This window comes from Pseudomonas amygdali (genome assembly GCF_002699855.1).
Taxonomy (GTDB): domain Bacteria; phylum Pseudomonadota; class Gammaproteobacteria; order Pseudomonadales; family Pseudomonadaceae; genus Aquipseudomonas; species Aquipseudomonas amygdali.
Map to the genome: position 1 here is coordinate 1 of NZ_LKBW01000286.1, position 17,807 is coordinate 17,807.

At 58.8% G+C, this 17,807-nt stretch carries 16 protein-coding genes; 6 read left to right on the top strand and 10 right to left on the bottom strand.

Going from position 1 to position 17,807, the window contains the following annotated elements:
• Positions 1 to 268 precede the first annotated feature (268 nt).
• From AO277_RS21140 to AO277_RS21160, 5 genes are all read right to left on the bottom strand, one after another.
• Positions 269 to 2,962 carry a sensor domain-containing phosphodiesterase gene (locus AO277_RS21140; RefSeq protein WP_044318745.1) on the bottom strand — a complete coding sequence of 898 codons (2,694 nt, stop codon included), beginning with the start codon at positions 2,960 to 2,962 and terminating at the stop codon, positions 269 to 271.
• A 250-nt stretch (positions 2,963 to 3,212) separates the two neighbouring features.
• Entirely contained in the window at positions 3,213 to 4,625 is a 1,413-nt protein-coding gene (gene mdtD, locus AO277_RS21145) for a multidrug transporter subunit MdtD (RefSeq protein ID WP_044318746.1), read from the bottom strand.
• 9 nt (positions 4,626 to 4,634) lie between these two features.
• Positions 4,635 to 5,960 (bottom strand): TldD/PmbA family protein, encoded by a 1,326-nt coding sequence (locus AO277_RS21150; RefSeq protein WP_044318747.1) that lies wholly within the window; start codon positions 5,958 to 5,960, stop codon positions 4,635 to 4,637.
• Entirely contained in the window at positions 5,960 to 7,402 is a 1,443-nt protein-coding gene (locus AO277_RS21155; RefSeq protein WP_044318748.1) for a TldD/PmbA family protein, read from the bottom strand. The genes AO277_RS21150 and AO277_RS21155 overlap by 1 nt, the downstream gene beginning before the upstream one ends.
• Before the next feature lie 127 nt (positions 7,403 to 7,529).
• On the bottom strand, positions 7,530 to 8,570 hold the full coding sequence (locus AO277_RS21160; protein WP_044318749.1) for a threonine aldolase family protein: 1,041 nt from the start codon (positions 8,568 to 8,570) through the stop codon (positions 7,530 to 7,532).
• Between the two features lie 99 nt (positions 8,571 to 8,669).
• Between AO277_RS21160 and AO277_RS21165 the strand changes: the two genes are divergently transcribed.
• Positions 8,670 to 9,416, top strand: a complete 747-nt coding sequence (locus AO277_RS21165) for a TraX family protein (protein ID WP_044318750.1) — start codon at positions 8,670 to 8,672, stop codon at positions 9,414 to 9,416.
• Positions 9,417 to 9,524: 108 nt separating this feature from the next.
• Here the strand turns inward: AO277_RS21165 and AO277_RS21170 are convergent, their stop codons facing one another.
• Complete coding sequence (locus AO277_RS21170) at positions 9,525 to 10,721, bottom strand: class I SAM-dependent rRNA methyltransferase (protein WP_044318751.1); 1,197 nt, start codon at positions 10,719 to 10,721, stop codon at positions 9,525 to 9,527.
• An 81-nt stretch (positions 10,722 to 10,802) separates the two neighbouring features.
• On the bottom strand, positions 10,803 to 11,342 hold the full coding sequence (locus AO277_RS21175; protein WP_044318752.1) for a type 1 glutamine amidotransferase domain-containing protein: 540 nt from the start codon (positions 11,340 to 11,342) through the stop codon (positions 10,803 to 10,805).
• A 238-nt stretch (positions 11,343 to 11,580) separates the two neighbouring features.
• On the opposite strand from AO277_RS21175, the gene AO277_RS21180 reads away from it, so the two are divergent.
• The 3 genes from AO277_RS21180 (at position 11,581) to AO277_RS21190 (ending at position 13,685) form a co-directional block, all read left to right on the top strand.
• Positions 11,581 to 12,393 (top strand): HDOD domain-containing protein, encoded by an 813-nt coding sequence (locus tag AO277_RS21180; protein WP_172680529.1) that lies wholly within the window; start codon positions 11,581 to 11,583, stop codon positions 12,391 to 12,393.
• 42 nt (positions 12,394 to 12,435) lie between these two features.
• Positions 12,436 to 13,248, top strand: coding sequence for a bifunctional DNA-formamidopyrimidine glycosylase/DNA-(apurinic or apyrimidinic site) lyase (gene mutM, locus AO277_RS21185; protein WP_044318754.1), 813 nt, complete (start codon positions 12,436 to 12,438; stop codon positions 13,246 to 13,248).
• Positions 13,249 to 13,346: 98 nt separating this feature from the next.
• Entirely contained in the window at positions 13,347 to 13,685 is a 339-nt protein-coding gene (locus AO277_RS21190; protein WP_002555641.1) for a hypothetical protein, read from the top strand.
• An 8-nt stretch (positions 13,686 to 13,693) separates the two neighbouring features.
• On the opposite strand, the gene AO277_RS21195 is transcribed toward AO277_RS21190, so the two are convergent.
• A complete protein-coding gene (locus AO277_RS21195; protein WP_002555640.1) occupies positions 13,694 to 13,945 on the bottom strand; it encodes a YfhL family 4Fe-4S dicluster ferredoxin in 252 nt (83 codons plus the stop codon).
• 98 nt (positions 13,946 to 14,043) lie between these two features.
• On the bottom strand, positions 14,044 to 14,523 hold the full coding sequence (gene coaD / locus AO277_RS21200) for a pantetheine-phosphate adenylyltransferase (RefSeq protein ID WP_002555639.1): 480 nt from the start codon (positions 14,521 to 14,523) through the stop codon (positions 14,044 to 14,046).
• Between the two features lie 314 nt (positions 14,524 to 14,837).
• Between coaD and AO277_RS21205 the strand changes: the two genes are divergently transcribed.
• A complete protein-coding gene (locus tag AO277_RS21205; protein WP_002555638.1) occupies positions 14,838 to 15,500 on the top strand; it encodes a TetR/AcrR family transcriptional regulator in 663 nt (220 codons plus the stop codon).
• 54 nt (positions 15,501 to 15,554) lie between these two features.
• The gene (locus AO277_RS21210; protein WP_044318755.1) at positions 15,555 to 16,412 is read left to right on the top strand and encodes a sulfurtransferase; all 858 of its coding nucleotides are present in this window, start codon (positions 15,555 to 15,557) and stop codon (positions 16,410 to 16,412) included.
• A gap of 16 nt (positions 16,413 to 16,428) precedes the next feature.
• Here AO277_RS21210 and AO277_RS21215 read toward each other — a convergent pair whose 3' ends face one another.
• On the bottom strand, positions 16,429 to 17,454 hold the full coding sequence (locus tag AO277_RS21215) for a hydrolase (protein WP_080899248.1): 1,026 nt from the start codon (positions 17,452 to 17,454) through the stop codon (positions 16,429 to 16,431).
• Between the last annotated feature and the right edge of the window lie 353 nt (positions 17,455 to 17,807).

Below are 17,807 nucleotides of genomic sequence, written 5' to 3' on the forward strand. Positions count from 1 at the left end.
CCAACGATCAGATGAAATTTCATAACGGTCAGTCATGATGGCCCTCTTGGCAACCAGAGGACATCATTTTAACCAAGGCGACTTTTCAGACAAACCCTAGAATTTCCGAGCGCAGAGTCATGAACCATATCCTCTCGTTTAGAGACAGGCAGCAGGGGCCAGGACAGATGAGCAGAGTTACATAGGTCCCGTTACACGCACAAACAAGTGCTGCCGTGTAATAACAGCCTAACAGTGTGCCCGAGAGAGCAGGGTGCAGGGAAGGTTGTCAGGCGGACGGACGACGCGGGTAGCGCTTCAGTTTCTCGATCAGCTCTTCGCCGGGGATAGGCTTGTCGAACAGATAGCCCTGGCCCACATCGCAACGATGACGGCGCAGGAACGTCAACTGTGCAGCGGTTTCAATGCCTTCGGCGACCACTTTGAGCTTGAGGTTGTGGGCCATCGCGATGACCGCAGAGGTGATTTCCATGTCGTCTTCATCATCCGGAATATCGCGGATGAAGCTGCGATCGATTTTGATCACATCAATGGGGAATTTCTTCAGGTAGCTGAATGACGAGTAACCGGTGCCGAAGTCATCCATGGCCAACGACAGGCCAAGCTTCTTCAGCGAGTCCAGCTGCTGGCGCGTGTCTTCGGTGGCTTCCAGCAGCAGGCCTTCGGTCAGTTCCAGTTCCAGCAGCGAAGGATCCAGCTCTTCTTCTCTGAGGATAGCGGCAATCGATGACACCAGCTCGGGGTCGGAAAACTGCTTGGGTGACACGTTGATCGCTACCTGCAAATTACCGAAACCAGCGGCGGTGAGGTCCTTGCTCATGCGGCAGGACTGGCGAGCGACCCATTTGCCGATGGGGATGATCAGGCCGGTTTCTTCCGCCACGCTGATGAACTGATCGGGGCGGATCATACCTTTTTCAGGATGATTCCAGCGCAGCAGCGCTTCCATGCCCAGTAAACGACCGGTCAGCAGGCACAGCTTGGGCTGGTAGAACACCTCCAGCTCGTTCTGGGTCAGGGCGCGGCGCAGGTTGTTTTCCACAAACAGCTTGTAGCTGGCCTCGGCATTCAAGGCTTCGGTAAACACCTGAACCTGGTGCTTGCCGTTGGCTTTGGCCTTATGCAGGGCCAGGCCGGCGTTTTTCATTAAGGTCTGCGGGTCACGGCCGTGCAGCGGCGCGCAAGCAAGGCCCACCGAGCCGGTAACGCTGATCAGCTGATTATCGACGAACATCGGCTTGTCCAGCGTGGCCAGTACCTGACTGGCGGTGGCCTGTCCGGCTTCCTGATCCGTGTTGTCGAGCAGAACGGCGAATTCGTTACTGGCAAAGCGCGCCAGCACGTCGGACGGGCTCAAGGTGTTACGCAGACGGCGCGCCAGACTGATCAGCAGTTTGTCGCCGGTCTGGTGGCCAAGACTGTCGTTGATGCGCTTGAAGTTGTCGATGTCGACCAGCAACAGGCTCATCGGCGTGTCGGTGTCACGGCCAAAGCGTTCGTCCAGCTTGCGGATGAAGGCCGGACGGTTGCCCAGATTGGTCAGGTTGTCAGTGTAGGCCAGGCGCTCGATACGCTGCTGGGCCAGCTTGCTCTGAGTGATGTCTTCATAGATGCCGATGTAGTGCGTCAGCTCGCGATTATCGCCATACACCTTGGAAATCGACAGCTGGCCCCAGTAGGGTTCGAGGTTCTTGCGTCGACTTTTGAACTCGCCCTGCCAGCTGTTGCTGTTGGTCAGGCTGGAGTTGGCTTCCAGCAGCAACTGGTTGAGGTTTTCCAGCGCAGGCAGTTCAGAGAGCTTGTGCCCGGAGACTTCATCGGAACTGTACTGCGTGATCGCCGTGAAGCTTGGGTTGACGTATTCGACCACGCCGTTGCAGTTGACCAGCAGAAAGGCGTTGGCGCTCTGTTCGACCGCACGCTGGAACAGGTGCAGCGCATTGGTCGCGGCTCGACGGTTATGGTTGTTGATGACCTGAGCGAACTGGTCGGCCAGCTCCCCGGCGAAGGCGATTTCGTCGGACTGCCACTCGCGTGTCGAGCCGGACTGTTCCAGGCAGAGCACGCCAATGACCTGGCCATCGATACGAATACTCGCATCGAGGACCGCCTTGTCTTCTCCAGGGTTCAGGCTTTCGGCCATTTCGCGGGTGCGCGGGTCGGTCTGGATATTGCTGGCGTCAATCGCCCTGCTGGTATTGAGCGCTTGGAGATAGGTGGGGTAGGCGCTGATATCAATCGGCGTACGCGACTGATAGTCGCCGCTTTCCCGACGATAGTCGGTGATCGGTTCCAGACGCTTGTCGATGAGGTTCCAGATACTGACATGATCGACGTCATAAATGTCGCAGGCACTCTTGGTGATCAGCTTTGCCGCTTCCAGCAGGGTATTGGCTGTGGTGTAACGATGCCGGGTCAGGCGCAGGATCAGGTCCTGCTGGGCACGCACGCGTTCCAGATGGGCAAACTGGTCACGCTGGGCGCGCTGGTTGAGTTCAAGGGCAATCTGCAGGCGCAGGTTACGGGTTTCGAGATCGGAGTCAGTGGCGGTCTCGCTTTCTGTGACAAGGCCATCGACGATCAGAAAATAACCACGCAGCAGATGACGATTGTGCTGCTTGTAGGCTTCGCCGATTTCCAGCAAGCCAAGCGCGCCCTTGGGGCTGTGCAGGGTGTAGCGAATCAGGTAATTCGGAGAAGAAGCCAGTTGCTGCTGGATGTCGTCATGCAGTTGATAGCGTGCTTGCGGCTCCATGAGGCTGGCATAAGGGGATCCAATCAAGGCGCAAAGGTCGACGGCGGGCAGGCCGAACTGCTTTTCGCAATTCGGATCGAGAAACAATAGCGCCCAATTGGCTTCATTCAGCCGCTCGAAACGCAGCATGCCCAGGCGCGAAGGCACTGGCAATTGCGTCACTACCTCGGCTGCGGATCTACCGGCAGCATCGGTTTGGCTTTTCATGAACAAACTCGCTTCCGGAATACTAGTCGCGACGGGCGTAAACCCCACTTTCGCGTATGGCAAGGTTGCATGATGCGGCTCGTGCTTACAAGAGACCACAGTGGCTTAGTGCTATAAAAGTGTCGGCCGATTGCCCAGGTTCTTCAATGTATCTGGTCGGATACTTGAAACTGCTCGTTTTTCGGGCAAAGTCCCTGTTTTAAAGGGGATTTCGCCATACAGGTTTGCTCCTGTCCGGAAGGGTTGTCAATCAAGTCGTCGCTACCCTGGCCTCCTTCGCTGGTAATTGCAGGAAAATCCCGGCGGCAAACATGGCCAGAACTCCGACGCTCAGGAACGTCAGCTGGAAAGCCTCCAGCACGCTGCTCAGCTCGCCGGTGGCCACTTCTTCGCTGAAACCGCCCAACAAGGCTGCAGCGCTTGCGACCCCAAGGCTCAGCGAGAGTTGGGCCACCACCGAGAGCAGGCTGTTGCCGCTTGCCGCGCTGGCATCGTCCAGATCGATCAGGGTGACGGTATTCATCGCGGTGAACTGCAAGGAGTTGACCGCACCGAGCAGGCCCAGATGCACCAGCAAAACCCAGTACGGCGTCTGCACATCGACCAGTGCCAGGCTTGCCAGCAGGATGCCCAGCAGCAATGTGTTACCGGTCAGAATGAGGCGATAGCCCATATGCTCGATCAGCCAGCGCGCTACCGTCTTGGCGAACATTCCTGCAGCTGCCAGCGGCAACATGCTCATGCCCGCCTCGGAGGGCGAATACCCCAGCGCCACTTGCAGCAGCAGCGGGATCAGGAACGGCAAGGCTCCGCTGCCCAAACGGGCGAACAGATTGCCCAGAATACCGACGGCAAATGTCCGGGTGCGAAACAGCGAAGGGGCGAACAACGGCGATTCGATGTGCCCGGCGCGCAGCCAGTAGGCCGCCAGGCAGCCCATCCCGGCAAACAGCAGAAGCACCACGCGCATATGTGGCAGGTTCAGCTCGCCCAGCCCCTCGAGGGCAATGGTGATCAGCACCATTGCCGCGCCAAACAGGATAAAGCCGATGCCGTCAAAACGCGTTCGACCGCCTCCGGGAAGGTCGGGGATGAAGTGTTTGACGGCATAGCAGCCGAGAATCCCTACCGGAATATTGAGCAGGAAAATCCAGTGCCAGCTCAGGTACTCGACCATCCAGCCGCCAAGCGTTGGCCCCAGCAACGGTCCCAGAAGACCGGGTACGGTGATAAAGCCCATGATCCGTACCAGCTCCGACCGCGGATACGCACGCAAGACGATCAGGCGTCCAATGGGCAGCATCAGCGCGCCACCCAGCCCCTGAATCACCCGCGCCGCCACCAGCACGTTGAGTGACCAGGAAAGCGCACACAGCAACGAGCCGAAGCTGAACAGCAAAATGGCGCTGAAGAAGATGCGCTTGATCCCGAACCGGTCGGCAATCCAGCCCGAGGCCGGGATCAGCAGTGCGATGGTCAGCATGTAGGCGATAACCACCGACTGCATGCGCAGGGGGTCTTGCGCCAGCGAGCTGGCCATGGACGGCAGGGCGGTGTTGAGGATCGTGCCGTCCAGGCTTTGCATGAAGAACGCAATGGCGATGACCCAGGGCATCCAGCGCAGGGTCTTTTCATCCATGATTGGCGCTGCTGAGTTCGACATAAGCTCCTGCTATAAGGTTAGGGTGAGTCGGCTTATCAGAGCGCCGGGCAGTTGAATCGACCCCGTCTGGCGCTGAGTGTAGGTACTCGATTGAAGAATCAGTTCCCGCTCGCGAGTCAGGTCCTCCAGTGCGCTACCCAACAGGCTGTAGGCGCTGTCATCGAAACGCATGGTGCTGACCGGTGCGACGATCTTGCCGTCTTCGACCCAGAATGTTGCGAAACGTGTCATCCCGGTCAGACGTGCGGCAGCGCGATCCGAAAAGTTCAGGTACCACAGGTTGCTGATGTAAAGGCCTGTGCCGAGCTTTTCAAGGATCTGGTCCAGCTCCAGCGAGCCACCGGCAATGCTCAACGCGCTTGGACCTTCGCCATAATCCGCGCCGTTGGCAGGCAGGTCGTACTCAGCGGCGCTGCTCGAGTCCACCAGTCGCTCGCGGGCCTGCCCGTTGACGATCAGCTTCAGATCCTTGCGTGGGTAGCCTTCGCGTGAGAAGGCTGGCGAGAGCGAGCCACTGACTTGCTCGTCGAAGCTGATCAGCGGGCTGAAATGAGTCTCGCCGTCATACAGCCTTTGCAACGAGCTGCGCTTGCTGGCCACCGCTTGCGCGGAAAAACCGCCCCAGCTGAGCATGCCAATGACTTCGTCCAGCGCCGCTGGAGCCAGATAGGCACGGTATTGACCGGGCTTGAGGGTGTGCAGTGGGCGGCCGAGAAATTCGAGCTGCTCACGGGCCTGCTGAAAGCGTTGCACGAACGCTTCGTTGTTCCAGTCGTGACCTGCGTAATTGGCTTTCACCGCCTGGCCGTTTTCATGAAACAGGCTCCAGTCGAAATTGAAGCTGTTGGCCTGATGCCAGCCCAGCGCGCCCCACGAACTGGCGAAACCCCGATACAGCGGGCCAGCTGCGTAAAAACCCACCAGATCGAGGTCGCCTGACAGTTGGCTGATCTGCTCGACTACCTGCGCGCTGTCCGGCAGCGGTAAGTCCTGCACATTGCTGCTCTGCCAGGCCTGCGTGTTAGGCAACAGATACGGGTCTTTCGCCAGCGAAGGCAGGGTTTCGCGCAATTGCTGCAAGGCGTTGGAAAGCCGCCGAGTATCGGTCTCCTGATCCCCGGACAAGGTCACTTCCAGGTTGGCATGACGCCCGTCGTCGATCAGTTTGAAGGTCGCAATGACCTGCTGCACGCTCCCGGCCTGCCGAACCTGGCCGTGGTTGAAACGAATGAAATCGGACGCTTCGGCGTCGTAGGCCAGGGTGAAGTGTTCCGTCGGGCTGATGGCAGCCTTGAGCACGGCGACCAGCGCCTCGAATTGCTGTTGGTGCGACATCAGGCATCCCCTCCAAACACATCGACATTGGCAAAAACACACGCCGGAGAGGCATGGCCTACACGGATCACCTGATTGGGTTCGCCCTTGCCGCAGTTGGGCGTGCCCAGCACTTTGAAGGTACTGGCGTCACCGACTGCGCTGAGGTTTTTCCAGAATTGAGCAGAAATCGCCCGATAGTTGGGGTTCTTCACCACGCCATTGAGTTCACCGTTTTCAATCAATTGGCCCCATTCACAGCCGAACTGGAACTTGTTGCGCGCGTCGTCGATGGACCATGAGCGATTGCTCGACATCAGGATGCCGTGCTCGATGTTACCGATCAGGCCGTCCAGTGACTGGTCGCCCGGTTCGATGTTCAGGTTGGCCATGCGATCGATGGGCGCACGGTTCCAGCCGCAGGCGCGGCTGTTGGCGACCCCGTCCAGGCCGCTGCGGTATTGCGACAGTGCGCCGCCGAGCGGGCGTTGCAACAGGCCGTCACGAATCAGGAACTGTTTGCTGGCGGCCGTGCCATCGTCGTCGTGCGCATAGCTTGCCAGCTGTTCAGGAATGTCCGGGTCGAACGTCACGTTCAACAGGCTGGAGCCATATTGCAACGTGCCGAAATCAGTCGTCTTGACGAAGCTGGTGCCTGCGTAATTACGCTCGTCGCCAAGAATCCGGTCCAGTTCCAGAGGATGGCCGATGGACTCGTGAATCTGCAGAACCATCTGATCCGGCATCAGCAGCAGGTCGCGTGGGCCTGACGGTGTGTTGGGTGCGAGGATAAGCTGCAAGGCCTCATCGGCGACGTTGGCCGCAGAGCCGATCAGGCCGCAACTGCTCAGCACTTCGATGCCGCCCTGCTGGCCGAAGTTATGGCCACCCAGCGTGCGGGTCTGGCTGTCACGACCGTCGTAGGCTGTCACGCTCATGCCGGGGAAAATGAAGCGTTGCGCCTGACGAAGCTCTGCGCCCGCAGTGTTCAGGTAAATCTGCTCAACCGTTTCCAGCCCCAGTACGGCCTGCCAGTTGACCAGCCGTTCGTCTTTCGGGACGGCGCTGGACTCGGCCATCAGCAGGCCGATGCAGTCGCTCAGTGGCGGGAAGGCTTGATCCATGTGCGGCGACAGATAGTCAGCCTTGGCAGTCGAGACAGCTTGATCGCTCAGGTTCAGTAACGCATGCGGTGCCAAGCGACGTGCCAGCGCTTCGGCCTGCTGCAAGGCGGCTTGCAAACCCCGAAGGGAAATGTCGTTAGTGGCGGCGTAGGCTTCAACACCGTTCAGGCGCACGGTCAGCATTGCGCCCTCGTCGCTGCTCAGCGACGGCGGCTCGGCCACATTCTTGCGCACGCACAGGCGTTGGCCGGTGCGGTGCACGTAACGTACGGAAAAAAATTGCGCTTCACTCTGCAGAGCAGCGAAATGCTGCTTGAGCCGGGCGGAGAAATCGAACATGCAGACAAGCTCCTTCTTGAGGGTGGTCAGTGAAGTCCGGGCGGCCTTTTGGGCCGATTGCCGTTGAGGGGGAGATTGCCCCCACCACGATTGCCAGGCTGCACCTGCAAGCTTCGAGCCAGACGCTTCAGCCCTGCATCACCAGCTTGATATCGGCGGCCAGTTCACGCACGCGCTCTTCTTCGGTGTCCCACGAGAACATGAAGCGTGCGCCGCCGTTGCCGATGAAGGTATAGAAACGCCAGCCCCTGGCCGTCAATGCTGCAATGGCCGGTTGCGACAATTGCAGGAACACACCATTGGCCTGTACCGGAAACATCAGCTCCACGCCGGGAATATCCTTGACCAGTTCGGCCAGCAGTTGTGCGCAATGGTTGGCGTGGCGTGCGTGTTTGAGCCAAGCGTCGTTTTCCAGCAGCCCGACCCACGGAGCAGACAGAAAGCGCATTTTCGACGCAAGCTGCCCGGCCTGTTTGCAGCGGTAATCGAAATCTTCAGCCAGGTCATGGTTGAAAAACAGGATGGCTTCACCCACCGCCATGCCGTTTTTGGTACCGCCGAAGCACAGCACATCGACGCCGGATTTCCAGGTCAGTTCTGCCGGTGAGGCCTCCAGAAAGGCGCAGGCATTGGAGAAGCGGGCACCGTCCATGTGCAGATGCAGGCCCAGCTCCTTGCAGGTCGCACTGATTGCCTTGAGTTCTTCGGGCTGATAAACGCCGCCTACCTCGGTGGCCTGGGTCAGCGTCACGACGCGCGGTTTGGGGTAGTGAATATCCTGACGCTTGAGCGCCACTTCGCGAATCGACTCCGGGGTCAGCTTGCCGCCTGCGCTTCGTGCTGTCAGCAGTTTGGAGCCGTTGGAGAAAAACTCCGGCGCGCCGCATTCATCGGTTTCAACGTGAGCCGTTTCCGAACAGATGACACTGTGGTAACTCTGGCACAGCGATGACAGCGCCAGCGAGTTGGCCGCTGTGCCGTTGAAGGCAAAAAACACTTCGCAGTCGGTTTCGAACAGACGGCGGAAATCATCTGATGCGCGTGCAGTCCATTGATCGTCACCATAGGCACGTTGATGCCCCTTGTTCGCCTGCTCCATGGCTGCCCAGGCTTCAGGGCAGATACCGGAATAGTTGTCGCTGGCGAACTGTTGGCTTTGGTCTGTCATGGCCGATTCCTTATGGGCGATTATGGTGCGCACTGTAGCGACAATATAAGGTTCGGTCATGTGTTGACTGCATGACGCAATTCCCCATTCAGGAGCGATATGGATCTGTCCAACCCGCCTTTTCTGCCCGGACGCAACAAGGCGCTGGACCTGCTCAAGTGGCTGGCGATGCTGAGCATGGTGCGCGATCATCTTCGCTATGTGGGCTGGTCAGTTGATTTTCTTTACGTACCGGGGCGTTTCGCCTTTCCTTGGTTCTGTCTGGCAATTGCCGTAAACCTTTCCCGGCGCAGCGCAGCCATTCTGGCCCCGCGGGTGCAATGGCGCTATCTGGGCTGGCTGCTGGCATTCGCAGCGCTAGCAGAAATCCCGTATCGGCTGTTCATGGCGGACGTGACCGTGCTGAACGTGATGCCGACCCTGTTACTGGGGCTGCTGATTGCTCAAGGCTGGCAGCATCGCAACGTGACGACGCGGATCATGGCCATCGTGGCCCTGCTGTTTGGGGCGGTTTTTCAGCAACAATTGATGTTTGGTTTTGCTGGCGTGCTGCTGCCGCTGGTTTTTCTGTTGGTGCTGCAAAAGCGCCTTTGGTATTCGGTGTTTCCGGCAGTTTTCTGTCTCGCAGCCAATGCCTGGCCGCAGATGATTGCCGGCGCGAGCTGGGGCGACCCGATTTCCATTGGCTCGATAGCCGCCTGCCTGGTGGCACCTGCGCTGGGCATAGCGCTACTGCGCACCAGACCGAAGTTCGCAGTGATCCCGATGCGGCGCTGGGCCTATGCGATTTACCCGCTGCACTTTCTGGTATTGCTGGGTTTACGGACGGCGTTGGAGCGTGGCTGAACGATAACCTCAACTATCGTGCGACGCTCCGCGTCGCATGCCGTTCCGGACGCTCTGCGCCCTCTTGCAAGGCAGAGCGTCCTGAACTGCATTCCGATGCTGGAGGCATCAGCTATTAGGCAGCAACCGGCAAGTAATGCTCTTGATGTAGCGTGTCTCGGCAATTGCCGGGTGCACCGGATGGTCCGGGCCCTGGCCGCCGCGTTCCAGTAGCTGGATATTGCGGTCCAGATGGCGGGCGCTGGTCAGGAGGATGTTTTGCAGGTCGTCTTCCGGCAGGTGCATGGAGCAGGAAGCGCTGACCAGAATGCCGTCCTTGCTGAGCAGGCGCATGGCTTGCTCGTTCAGGCGGCGGTAAGCGCCTTCGCCGTTTTTCATGTCTTTCTTGCGTTTGATGAACGCAGGTGGATCGGCAACGATCACATCGAAACGCTCCTCACCGGCTTTCAGCTCTTTCAGCGCCTCGAAAACATCGCCTTCGATGCAAGTCATTTTTTCTGCGAAGTCATTCAGGGCTGCGTTGCGCTCAACGCCATCAAGGGCGAAGGACGATGCGTCGACGCAGGTCACGTCACTGGCACCAAAAGCCGCTGCCTGAATTCCCCAGCCACCAATGTAGCTGTACAGGTCCAGTACACGCTTGCCTTTGACGTAGGGGGCAATGCGCGCGCGGTTCATACGGTGGTCGTAGAACCAGCCGGTCTTCTGCCCGGCCATCACCGGTGCTTCGAACTTCACGCCGTTTTCTTCCAGCGCAACCCATTCGGGAACCAGGCCGAACACGGTTTCGACGTAACGATTCAGACCTTCCGCATCGCGAGCGGCTGAGTCGTTCTTGAACAGGATGCCGCTTGGCTTGATGACCTGAACCAGCGCGGCAATGATGTCTTCCTTGTGGTTTTCCATGGTGGCCGAGGCCAGCTGGACAACCAGGATGTCACCGAACCGGTCCACCACCAGACCCGGCATCAGGTCTGAATCGCCGTAGACCAGACGGTAGAAAGGCTTGTCGAACAGACGCTCGCGCAGCGACAGCGCCACGTTCAGGCGGTGGACCAGCAAAGACTTATCGAGCGGCAGCTTGATATCGCGCGACAGCAAACGTGCGCAGATCAGGTTGTTGGGGCTCATGGCGACGATGCCCAGCGGCTTGCCGCCAGCAGCTTCGAGGATGGCCTGATCACCGGCTGCAAAACCATGCAGCGGGGTGGCGGCTACGTCGATTTCGTTGCTGTAGACCCACAAGTGACCGGCGCGCAGGCGGCGGTCGGCGTTGGCTTTGAGGCGCAAGCTAGGCAGGGACATGACGTCGCTCCTGAAAAAAGAGCGGGATTATAGCGCGTCATCCCGGTAGTGCGCCGGGATGACTACAATAATCGCAACCGATCAAGCCGACAGCGCTTCAATCAACTTGCTGTTGAAGGCCGGGATGTCATCAGGCTGGCGGCTGCTGATCAGCGTGCCGTCGGTGACAACTTCCTGATCAACCCATTTAGCCCCGGCGTTGACCAGGTCATCCTTCAGCGTCTTGAAGCTGGTCAGGGTTTTACCCTTCACCAGGCCTGCCGATATCAACAGCCAGCCGCCGTGACAGATAACCGCCACTGGTTTGCCGGAACCCTCAATGTCCTTGACGAGCTTCTGGGCGTCAGTGTCTATGCAGATGGTGTCGGAGTTCTGTACGCCGCCTGGCAGAACCACGCCATGGTAGTCGCTGGCGTTGGCCGCCTTGAACGTGCGGTCGATCTTGAAATCATCGGCAGGTTTGTCGTGATTCCAGCCTTTGACCTGGCCCTCTTCGGTGGACAGGATTTCCACGGTGGCACCTGCTTGCTCCAGCGCTTCTTTCGGGCCGGTCAGTTCGACCTGCTCGAAACCGTCGGTTACAAGAATTGCGATGCGTTTGCCAGTCAGTGCTTTAGACATGGGATCCTCCAGTGTCGGGCTTTCAGGGTGGCGTCTGGCGGTCGTTTTGAGGCCGCCATATACGCCGTCAACACAAGGTCCGAAGCCTGGCATGTGGCAAAGTTCCGAGAATATCTTCGTCTTGGGTGATGGACCGTTTCCCCGCAAGGGGTCAGAATCCAGTCATTACGGTGAGTAAATTCCTATGTCCGAAGAGCTAAGCCCAGAACAGATCCAGCAAGCGTTGCAGGGTATCAGTGTGCCCCCGCAGCCGCAGATCATGGTGGATCTGCAGATGGAGCAATACATGCCCGATCCGGACCTTGGGGTAATTGCGCGGTTGATTGCGCAAGATCCGGGGTTGTCCGGGGCGCTGCTGAAGATCGTCAACTCTGCGCACTATGGCCTGTCCAACAAGATTGCCTCGATTGACAAGGCTGTGAATCTGCTGGGCAGCCGTACCGTGATCAATCTGATCAACGCGCAGTCGATCAGGGGCGAGATGACCGATGAGACCATCGTCGCGCTCAACCGCTTCTGGGATACCGCGCAGGATGTCGCAATGACCAGTCTGACCCTGGCCAAGCGCATCGGCTCGCAGACTGTGGATGAATCCTACGCATTGGGCCTGTTCCATGACTGCGGTATTCCGCTGATGCTCAAGCGTTTCCCGAATTACATGCCGGTCCTTGAAGAAGCCTACGCCAACGCAGGGCCTGATTGTCGCATCGTCGATACTGAAAACGCCGCGTTCGACACCAACCACTCGGTGGTCGGCTATTACACGGCCAAGTCATGGCGCTTGCCTGCGCACGTGACTGACGCGATCGCCAATCATCACAACGCATTGGCGATTTTTCAGGACGATACCAGTCGCAATGCCCCGCTCAAGAACCTCTTGGCACCCCTGAAAATGGCTGAGCACATCTGCCAGTCCTACCAGGTACTGGGCAATCAGGACGAAGATCACGAATGGGAATGCATTGGTGCGCTGGTGCTGGACTACGTGGGCTTGTCCGAATATGACTTTGAATACCTGAGGGAAAGCATCCGCGAGCTGGGCGCACGTTGAGTCTGTGCGCTGGCTTGTCATCCCTGTAAAACCGAGTTATCCATGCCTGAATTACCCGAAGTAGAAACCACCCGTCGCGGCATTGCGCCCCATCTTGAAGGTCAGCGTGTCAGCCGCGTTATCGTGCGCGACAGCCGTTTGCGCTGGCCCATTCCCGAAGATTTGGACATCCGACTCTCCGGACAGCGCATTGTGCAGGTGGACCGGCGCGCCAAGTACCTGCTGATTCAGGCCGAAGTGGGTACGCTGATCAGCCACTTGGGCATGTCGGGCAATCTGCGCCTCGTCGAGGCCGGGCTTCCGGCGCTCAAGCACGAGCATGTCGATATCGAACTGGAGTCCGGGCCGGCCTTGCGCTATACCGACCCGCGTCGATTCGGGGCGATGCTCTGGAGCCTTGATCCGCATAACCACGAGTTGTTGATTCGTCTGGGGCCTGAGCCGCTGACTGATCTGTTCGACGGTGAGCGCCTTTACAAGCGCTCTCGCGGCAAGTCGATTGCGGTCAAACCGTTTGTCATGGACAACGCCGTGGTGGTCGGGGTGGGCAATATTTACGCGACCGAAGCACTGTTCGCGGCGGGCATCGACCCGCGACGCGAAGCCGGAGGCGTCTCACGGGCTCGTTATCTCAAGCTTGCCATCGAGATCAAGCGCATTCTGACCTACGCTATAGAGCGCGGCGGTACCACCCTGCGTGACTTCATCGGCGGCGACGGCAAGCCGGGGTATTTCCAGCAGGAATTGTTTGTCTACGGGCGTGGCGGCCAGCCATGCAAGGTCTGCGGTACAACGCTGCGTGAAATCAAGTTGGGGCAGCGCGCCAGTGTTTACTGTCCAAAATGCCAGCGCTGAAATACCAGAGGCGCAGAGCGTCAGGCCACTTGCTTAAGCTGCACCCCTGTTTATAGTGATGGCACCTTAATTATTTGCTACGCCTGAAGGACCAAGCCATGAGACCGTTTCGTATTCTTGCTGCCACGCTGGCGCTGTTTATCGGCCTGCAGGCGCTGCCTGCGATTGCCGCCGATGTCTCCACCGGCAGCGGCGATCCGGTCTACACCATTCAAAACCCGCCAGCGTTCGCGATGATCGGCGATCTGCTGATTGCCCGACCGCTGTTGATAGCAGCCACGGTCATCGGTACAGGGCTGTTCGTGATTGCAGCGCCTTTTGCAGCGGCAGGCGGCAACCTCGGCGCAACGGGCAAGGCGCTGGTGGTCGATCCGGGCAAGGCAGCCTTTGTGCGTTGCCTGGGTTGCACCGGTGACGGGTACGGCAAGCAGCAGTAAAGGCTGTATCAGACCTTGCTGGTGATGATTCGGTACTTGTCCATCAGCTGCTCTTTGCTCTCGACGTGATTTTCATCCAGGGGGATGCAGTCGACCGGGCAAACCTGCTGGCATTGAGGCTCGTCGTAGTGACCCACACATTCGGTGCACAGGTTCGGGTTGATCACGTAGATCTCCTCGCCTTGTGAAATCGCCTCGTTTGGGCACTCGGGTTCGCAGACGTCGCAGTTGATGCAATCGTCAGTGATGATAAGGGACATGAATTGCTCCTGCCGCAGCCGACGCCGGGGCACATTAAAACCAATGCGGCGAATTGTGCCGCATTAGGCTTCGGGATGCACCTTCACATGCGGTGCGTCTAGCGCTTGAAGCGTTCGGTCAGCGCCTGAGCGACGGCAGGATGAACGAATTTGGTGATATCACCGCCCAATGCCGCGATTTCACGCACCAACGTCGAGGAAATGAATGAGTAGCGCTCTGAGGGCGTGAGGAACAGGCTTTCGACGTCCGGTGCCAACTGACGGTTCATGTTGGCCAGCTGAAACTCGTACTCGAAGTCTGATACCGCGCGAAGGCCGCGCAGAAAGACGTTGGCATTCTGTTCCTTGGCAAAATGCGCGAGCAGCGTCGAGAAGCCGACGACTTCCACGTTGGGCAGGTGTTTGGTGACTTCGCGGGCCAGTTCGACGCGTTGTTCCAGAGGAAACAGCGGGTTTTTCTTCGGGCTGGCGGCAACCGCAATGACCACGTGGTCGAACAGGCGCGAGGCGCGCTCGACCAAATCTCCATGGCCCTTGGTAATCGGGTCGAAGGTGCCTGGGTACAACACTCGGTTCATCGCGTCGTCCTGGTCGGAGTCCGTTGTGGGACTCGGATGGTATCGCAGCCCTCCCGATGGGCCAAGCTGCGTAATAAGCGCCAAGTGTCGTATTGCGCCGATTATCGGCCATGTTTCAGCCCAAACCCCCGATTTTGGGGCTATTTACTGTGGTGCGGATGATGCTCGACGCGCAGCAATTGGCTAAGACACCTTGTGTTCAGCTTGCCTGCGTCGACTCTTCACTGGTGCTGCTTCGATTCTGCCACCATTGCGGCATCTGCCTGCGTTAAGATTGCCATCATCTGATTAGCACTTAGAGTGGCCTTGTCCGCATGGCAACCCGTACCAAAACCCGTGAACGCATCGTGCAAACCAGTCTGGAGCTGTTCAATCAGCAGGGCGAACGAAGCGTGACCACCAATCATATTGCTGCGCACATGGAAATCTCGCCCGGCAATCTCTATTACCACTTCGCCAACAAGCAGGTGATCATCGCCGAGTTGTTCACCGAGTATGAAACGCTGGTGGGCAGTTTTCTGACCCTGCCTGCCGACCGCCCGCCGACCATCGAAGACAAGCGCGATTATTTTCTGGCGATAATGGACGCCATGTGGCGCTACCGTTTTCTGTACCGCGACCTTGAGCATCTACTGACGTCGGATGCAGAGCTGGCGAGGCGTTACCGGCGCTTTTCGTATCGCTGCCTGATGCAGGCGATGACTATCTATCGGGGGTTTATCAAGGCTGGCATCCTGAAAATGGATGAATCGCAGATCGAGTGGACCAGTCTCAACACCTGGATCGTTCTGACGTCGTGGGTGCGTTTTCTGTGCACCAACCGGGAAAACGCTACAGAGTTGAACGAATCGGCGATTCGACGTGGCGTCTATCAGGTACTTATGCTCGAATCTGTGTTTGTCGCGCCTCAGGCTCGCGAAGCGTTCGACGCGCTATGCGAAACGTTTCACTCGACGTTGCCTGAGGTTCTGATGTGAATTTCAGAGCCGATGAGCGGCCTGCTTGTCGGTTCTCTGCCACAGGAGTGTGTCATGTCCATTGCGCAACTGATCAGCCCCGAGCAACTGGCTGCACGACAGAAAACCCCAGGTCTGGTGATTCTCGATTGCCGTTATGCGCTTGAAGATTCCGATTACGGTCAGCGCAGTTACGCCCAAGGGCGTATCGAGGGCGCGTCCTTTGCCGATTTGAAGCGCGACCTCAGCGGGCCGATGATCAAGGGCAAAACAGGCCGCCACCCGCTACCGGACCCCGACGCCTTGTTACAGTGCTTTCAGGCATGGGGTATCAACGCTGACAGCGATATCGTGCTGTACGACGACGGACCTGGAATGTATGCCGCGCGCGCCTGGTGGTTGCTGGCCTGGATGGGCAAGCGCGAAGGCGTTTACCTGCTCGATGGAGGGCTGAAAGCCTGGCACGCCGCCGGGTTGCCGTTGAGCCTTGACGCGCCGAATCGTGAGCCAGGCAGTTTCAGCGGTGAGCCGGACATGTCGATGGTTCTCAGCGGCAGTCGCTTGCATGGCCGTCTCGGTCGCCCGGAAATGACCTTGATCGACGCCCGCGCCGAAGCGCGCTTCCGAGGTGACGTAGAGCCTTTGGACCCTGTCGCCGGGCATATTCCAGGTGCTCAGTGTGCGGCCTGTACCGATAACCTCGGGCCGGATGGACGCTTTTTGCCACCTGAGCAGCTCAGGCAGCGTTTTGCCGAAAAATTGCAGGGTCGTCCGCCGGAAAGCCTGGTGTCCTACTGCGGATCAGGCGTCACGGCCTGCCATAACCTGTTCGCCCTGTGTCTGGCCGGCTATCCGCTGGCAACGCTGTATGCGGGCTCGTGGAGCGAGTGGATCAACGATCCCGAGCATGAAATCGCCACGGGCGCCGGTTGATGCTTCGTCAGCCTGATCAGGCGTTTTCGCGCTGATGTGCAGCGCTTAGCCATAACGGGATGCGGCGCTCAAGGTAATAGCCCGGATTGCGCAGCGAGCCGTCGACGAAACCGACATGCCCGCCTTTGGCGTGTAGCTCGAACTCGGTGCAGGACGACAGCTCGCTCGGTTCGGGGAGGCTGTGGGGGAACACGAACGGGTCGTCGCTGGACTGAATGATCAGCGTCGGCGTCTGAATCTGACCCAGATAGTAGCGGCTGGATGCCCTGCGGTAGTAATCCGTGGCGTCGGAAAAACCATGCAGCGGTGCAGTCACCCGTCCATCGAAGTCCCAGAACGTTCGCATGTTCTCCAGTGAGCCCAGCGCGGCGAGTTCGGCCAGCCCCTCGCTGATGCCTTCATGCTGGAAGCGATGCTGCTTGTCACGGATATACGCCAGCATTTCGCGCATGAAGTGCCGTTGATAAACCCTGGAGAACCCTTGGCCGATGCGGTTGGCGGATTCGTCCAGCCGAAACGGCACTGACACCGCCACCGCGCCCCGAAGATCACTGCTGGCGCCGGATTCACCCAGGTACTTGAGCAACACATTGCCGCCCAGCGAATACCCCGCCGCATAAATCGGAGCCAATGGCCGCAGCGAACGCAAATGAGCGATCACCTCGGCCAGATCCTCGCTCGCGCCTGAGTGATAGCTGCGCGACAGCAGATTCGGCTCTCCCGAGCACCCGCGCCAGTTCAGCGCCACACTGGGCCAGCCCTGCGCCGCCAGGGCCTTTTGCAGACCGGCTACATACGGCGAATTGGACGACCCGGTCAGACCGTGCAGTACAAGAACCAGGGGTTTATCGGGCTCATCCGGACCATGCCAGTCCATATCCAGAAAATCCCCATCCTTCAGCCACAACCGCTCGCGAGTGCGCGCCAGCAGCGTCGGCCTGCGCAGCAGCGGGCCCCACAACGTCTGCAAATGCGGATTGCCCATGCCAGCGGCCGGGACGAATGGATTGGCATGGGACAGAAAGGTAGGGCGTGTGGACACGTGCTTGCTCAACGATCGGTGCAGTGACTGAAGCTGTACGTTGCCATTAAGTGGACCGGGATGTAAGTGGCTTGACGGTGTCGTTGGTATAGAAATGCGTTTCGTGACGCTCTGCATCGCAAAAGAGTACGCACAGCGTCCAGAACGACATGCCGACGCCGAGCGTCGCACGATAGTCGAGGTTATCGTTCCGCACGCTCCAGCGTGGGAATGCCTTTCACGACGCTCTGCGTCGTCAAGAGGACGCGGAGCGTCCAGAACTGCATGCGACGCGGAGCGTCGCATGATAGTTGTAGTTGCTCCAAGGTGGGAATGCCTTTCATGACGCTATGCGTCGTCAAGAGGACGCGGAA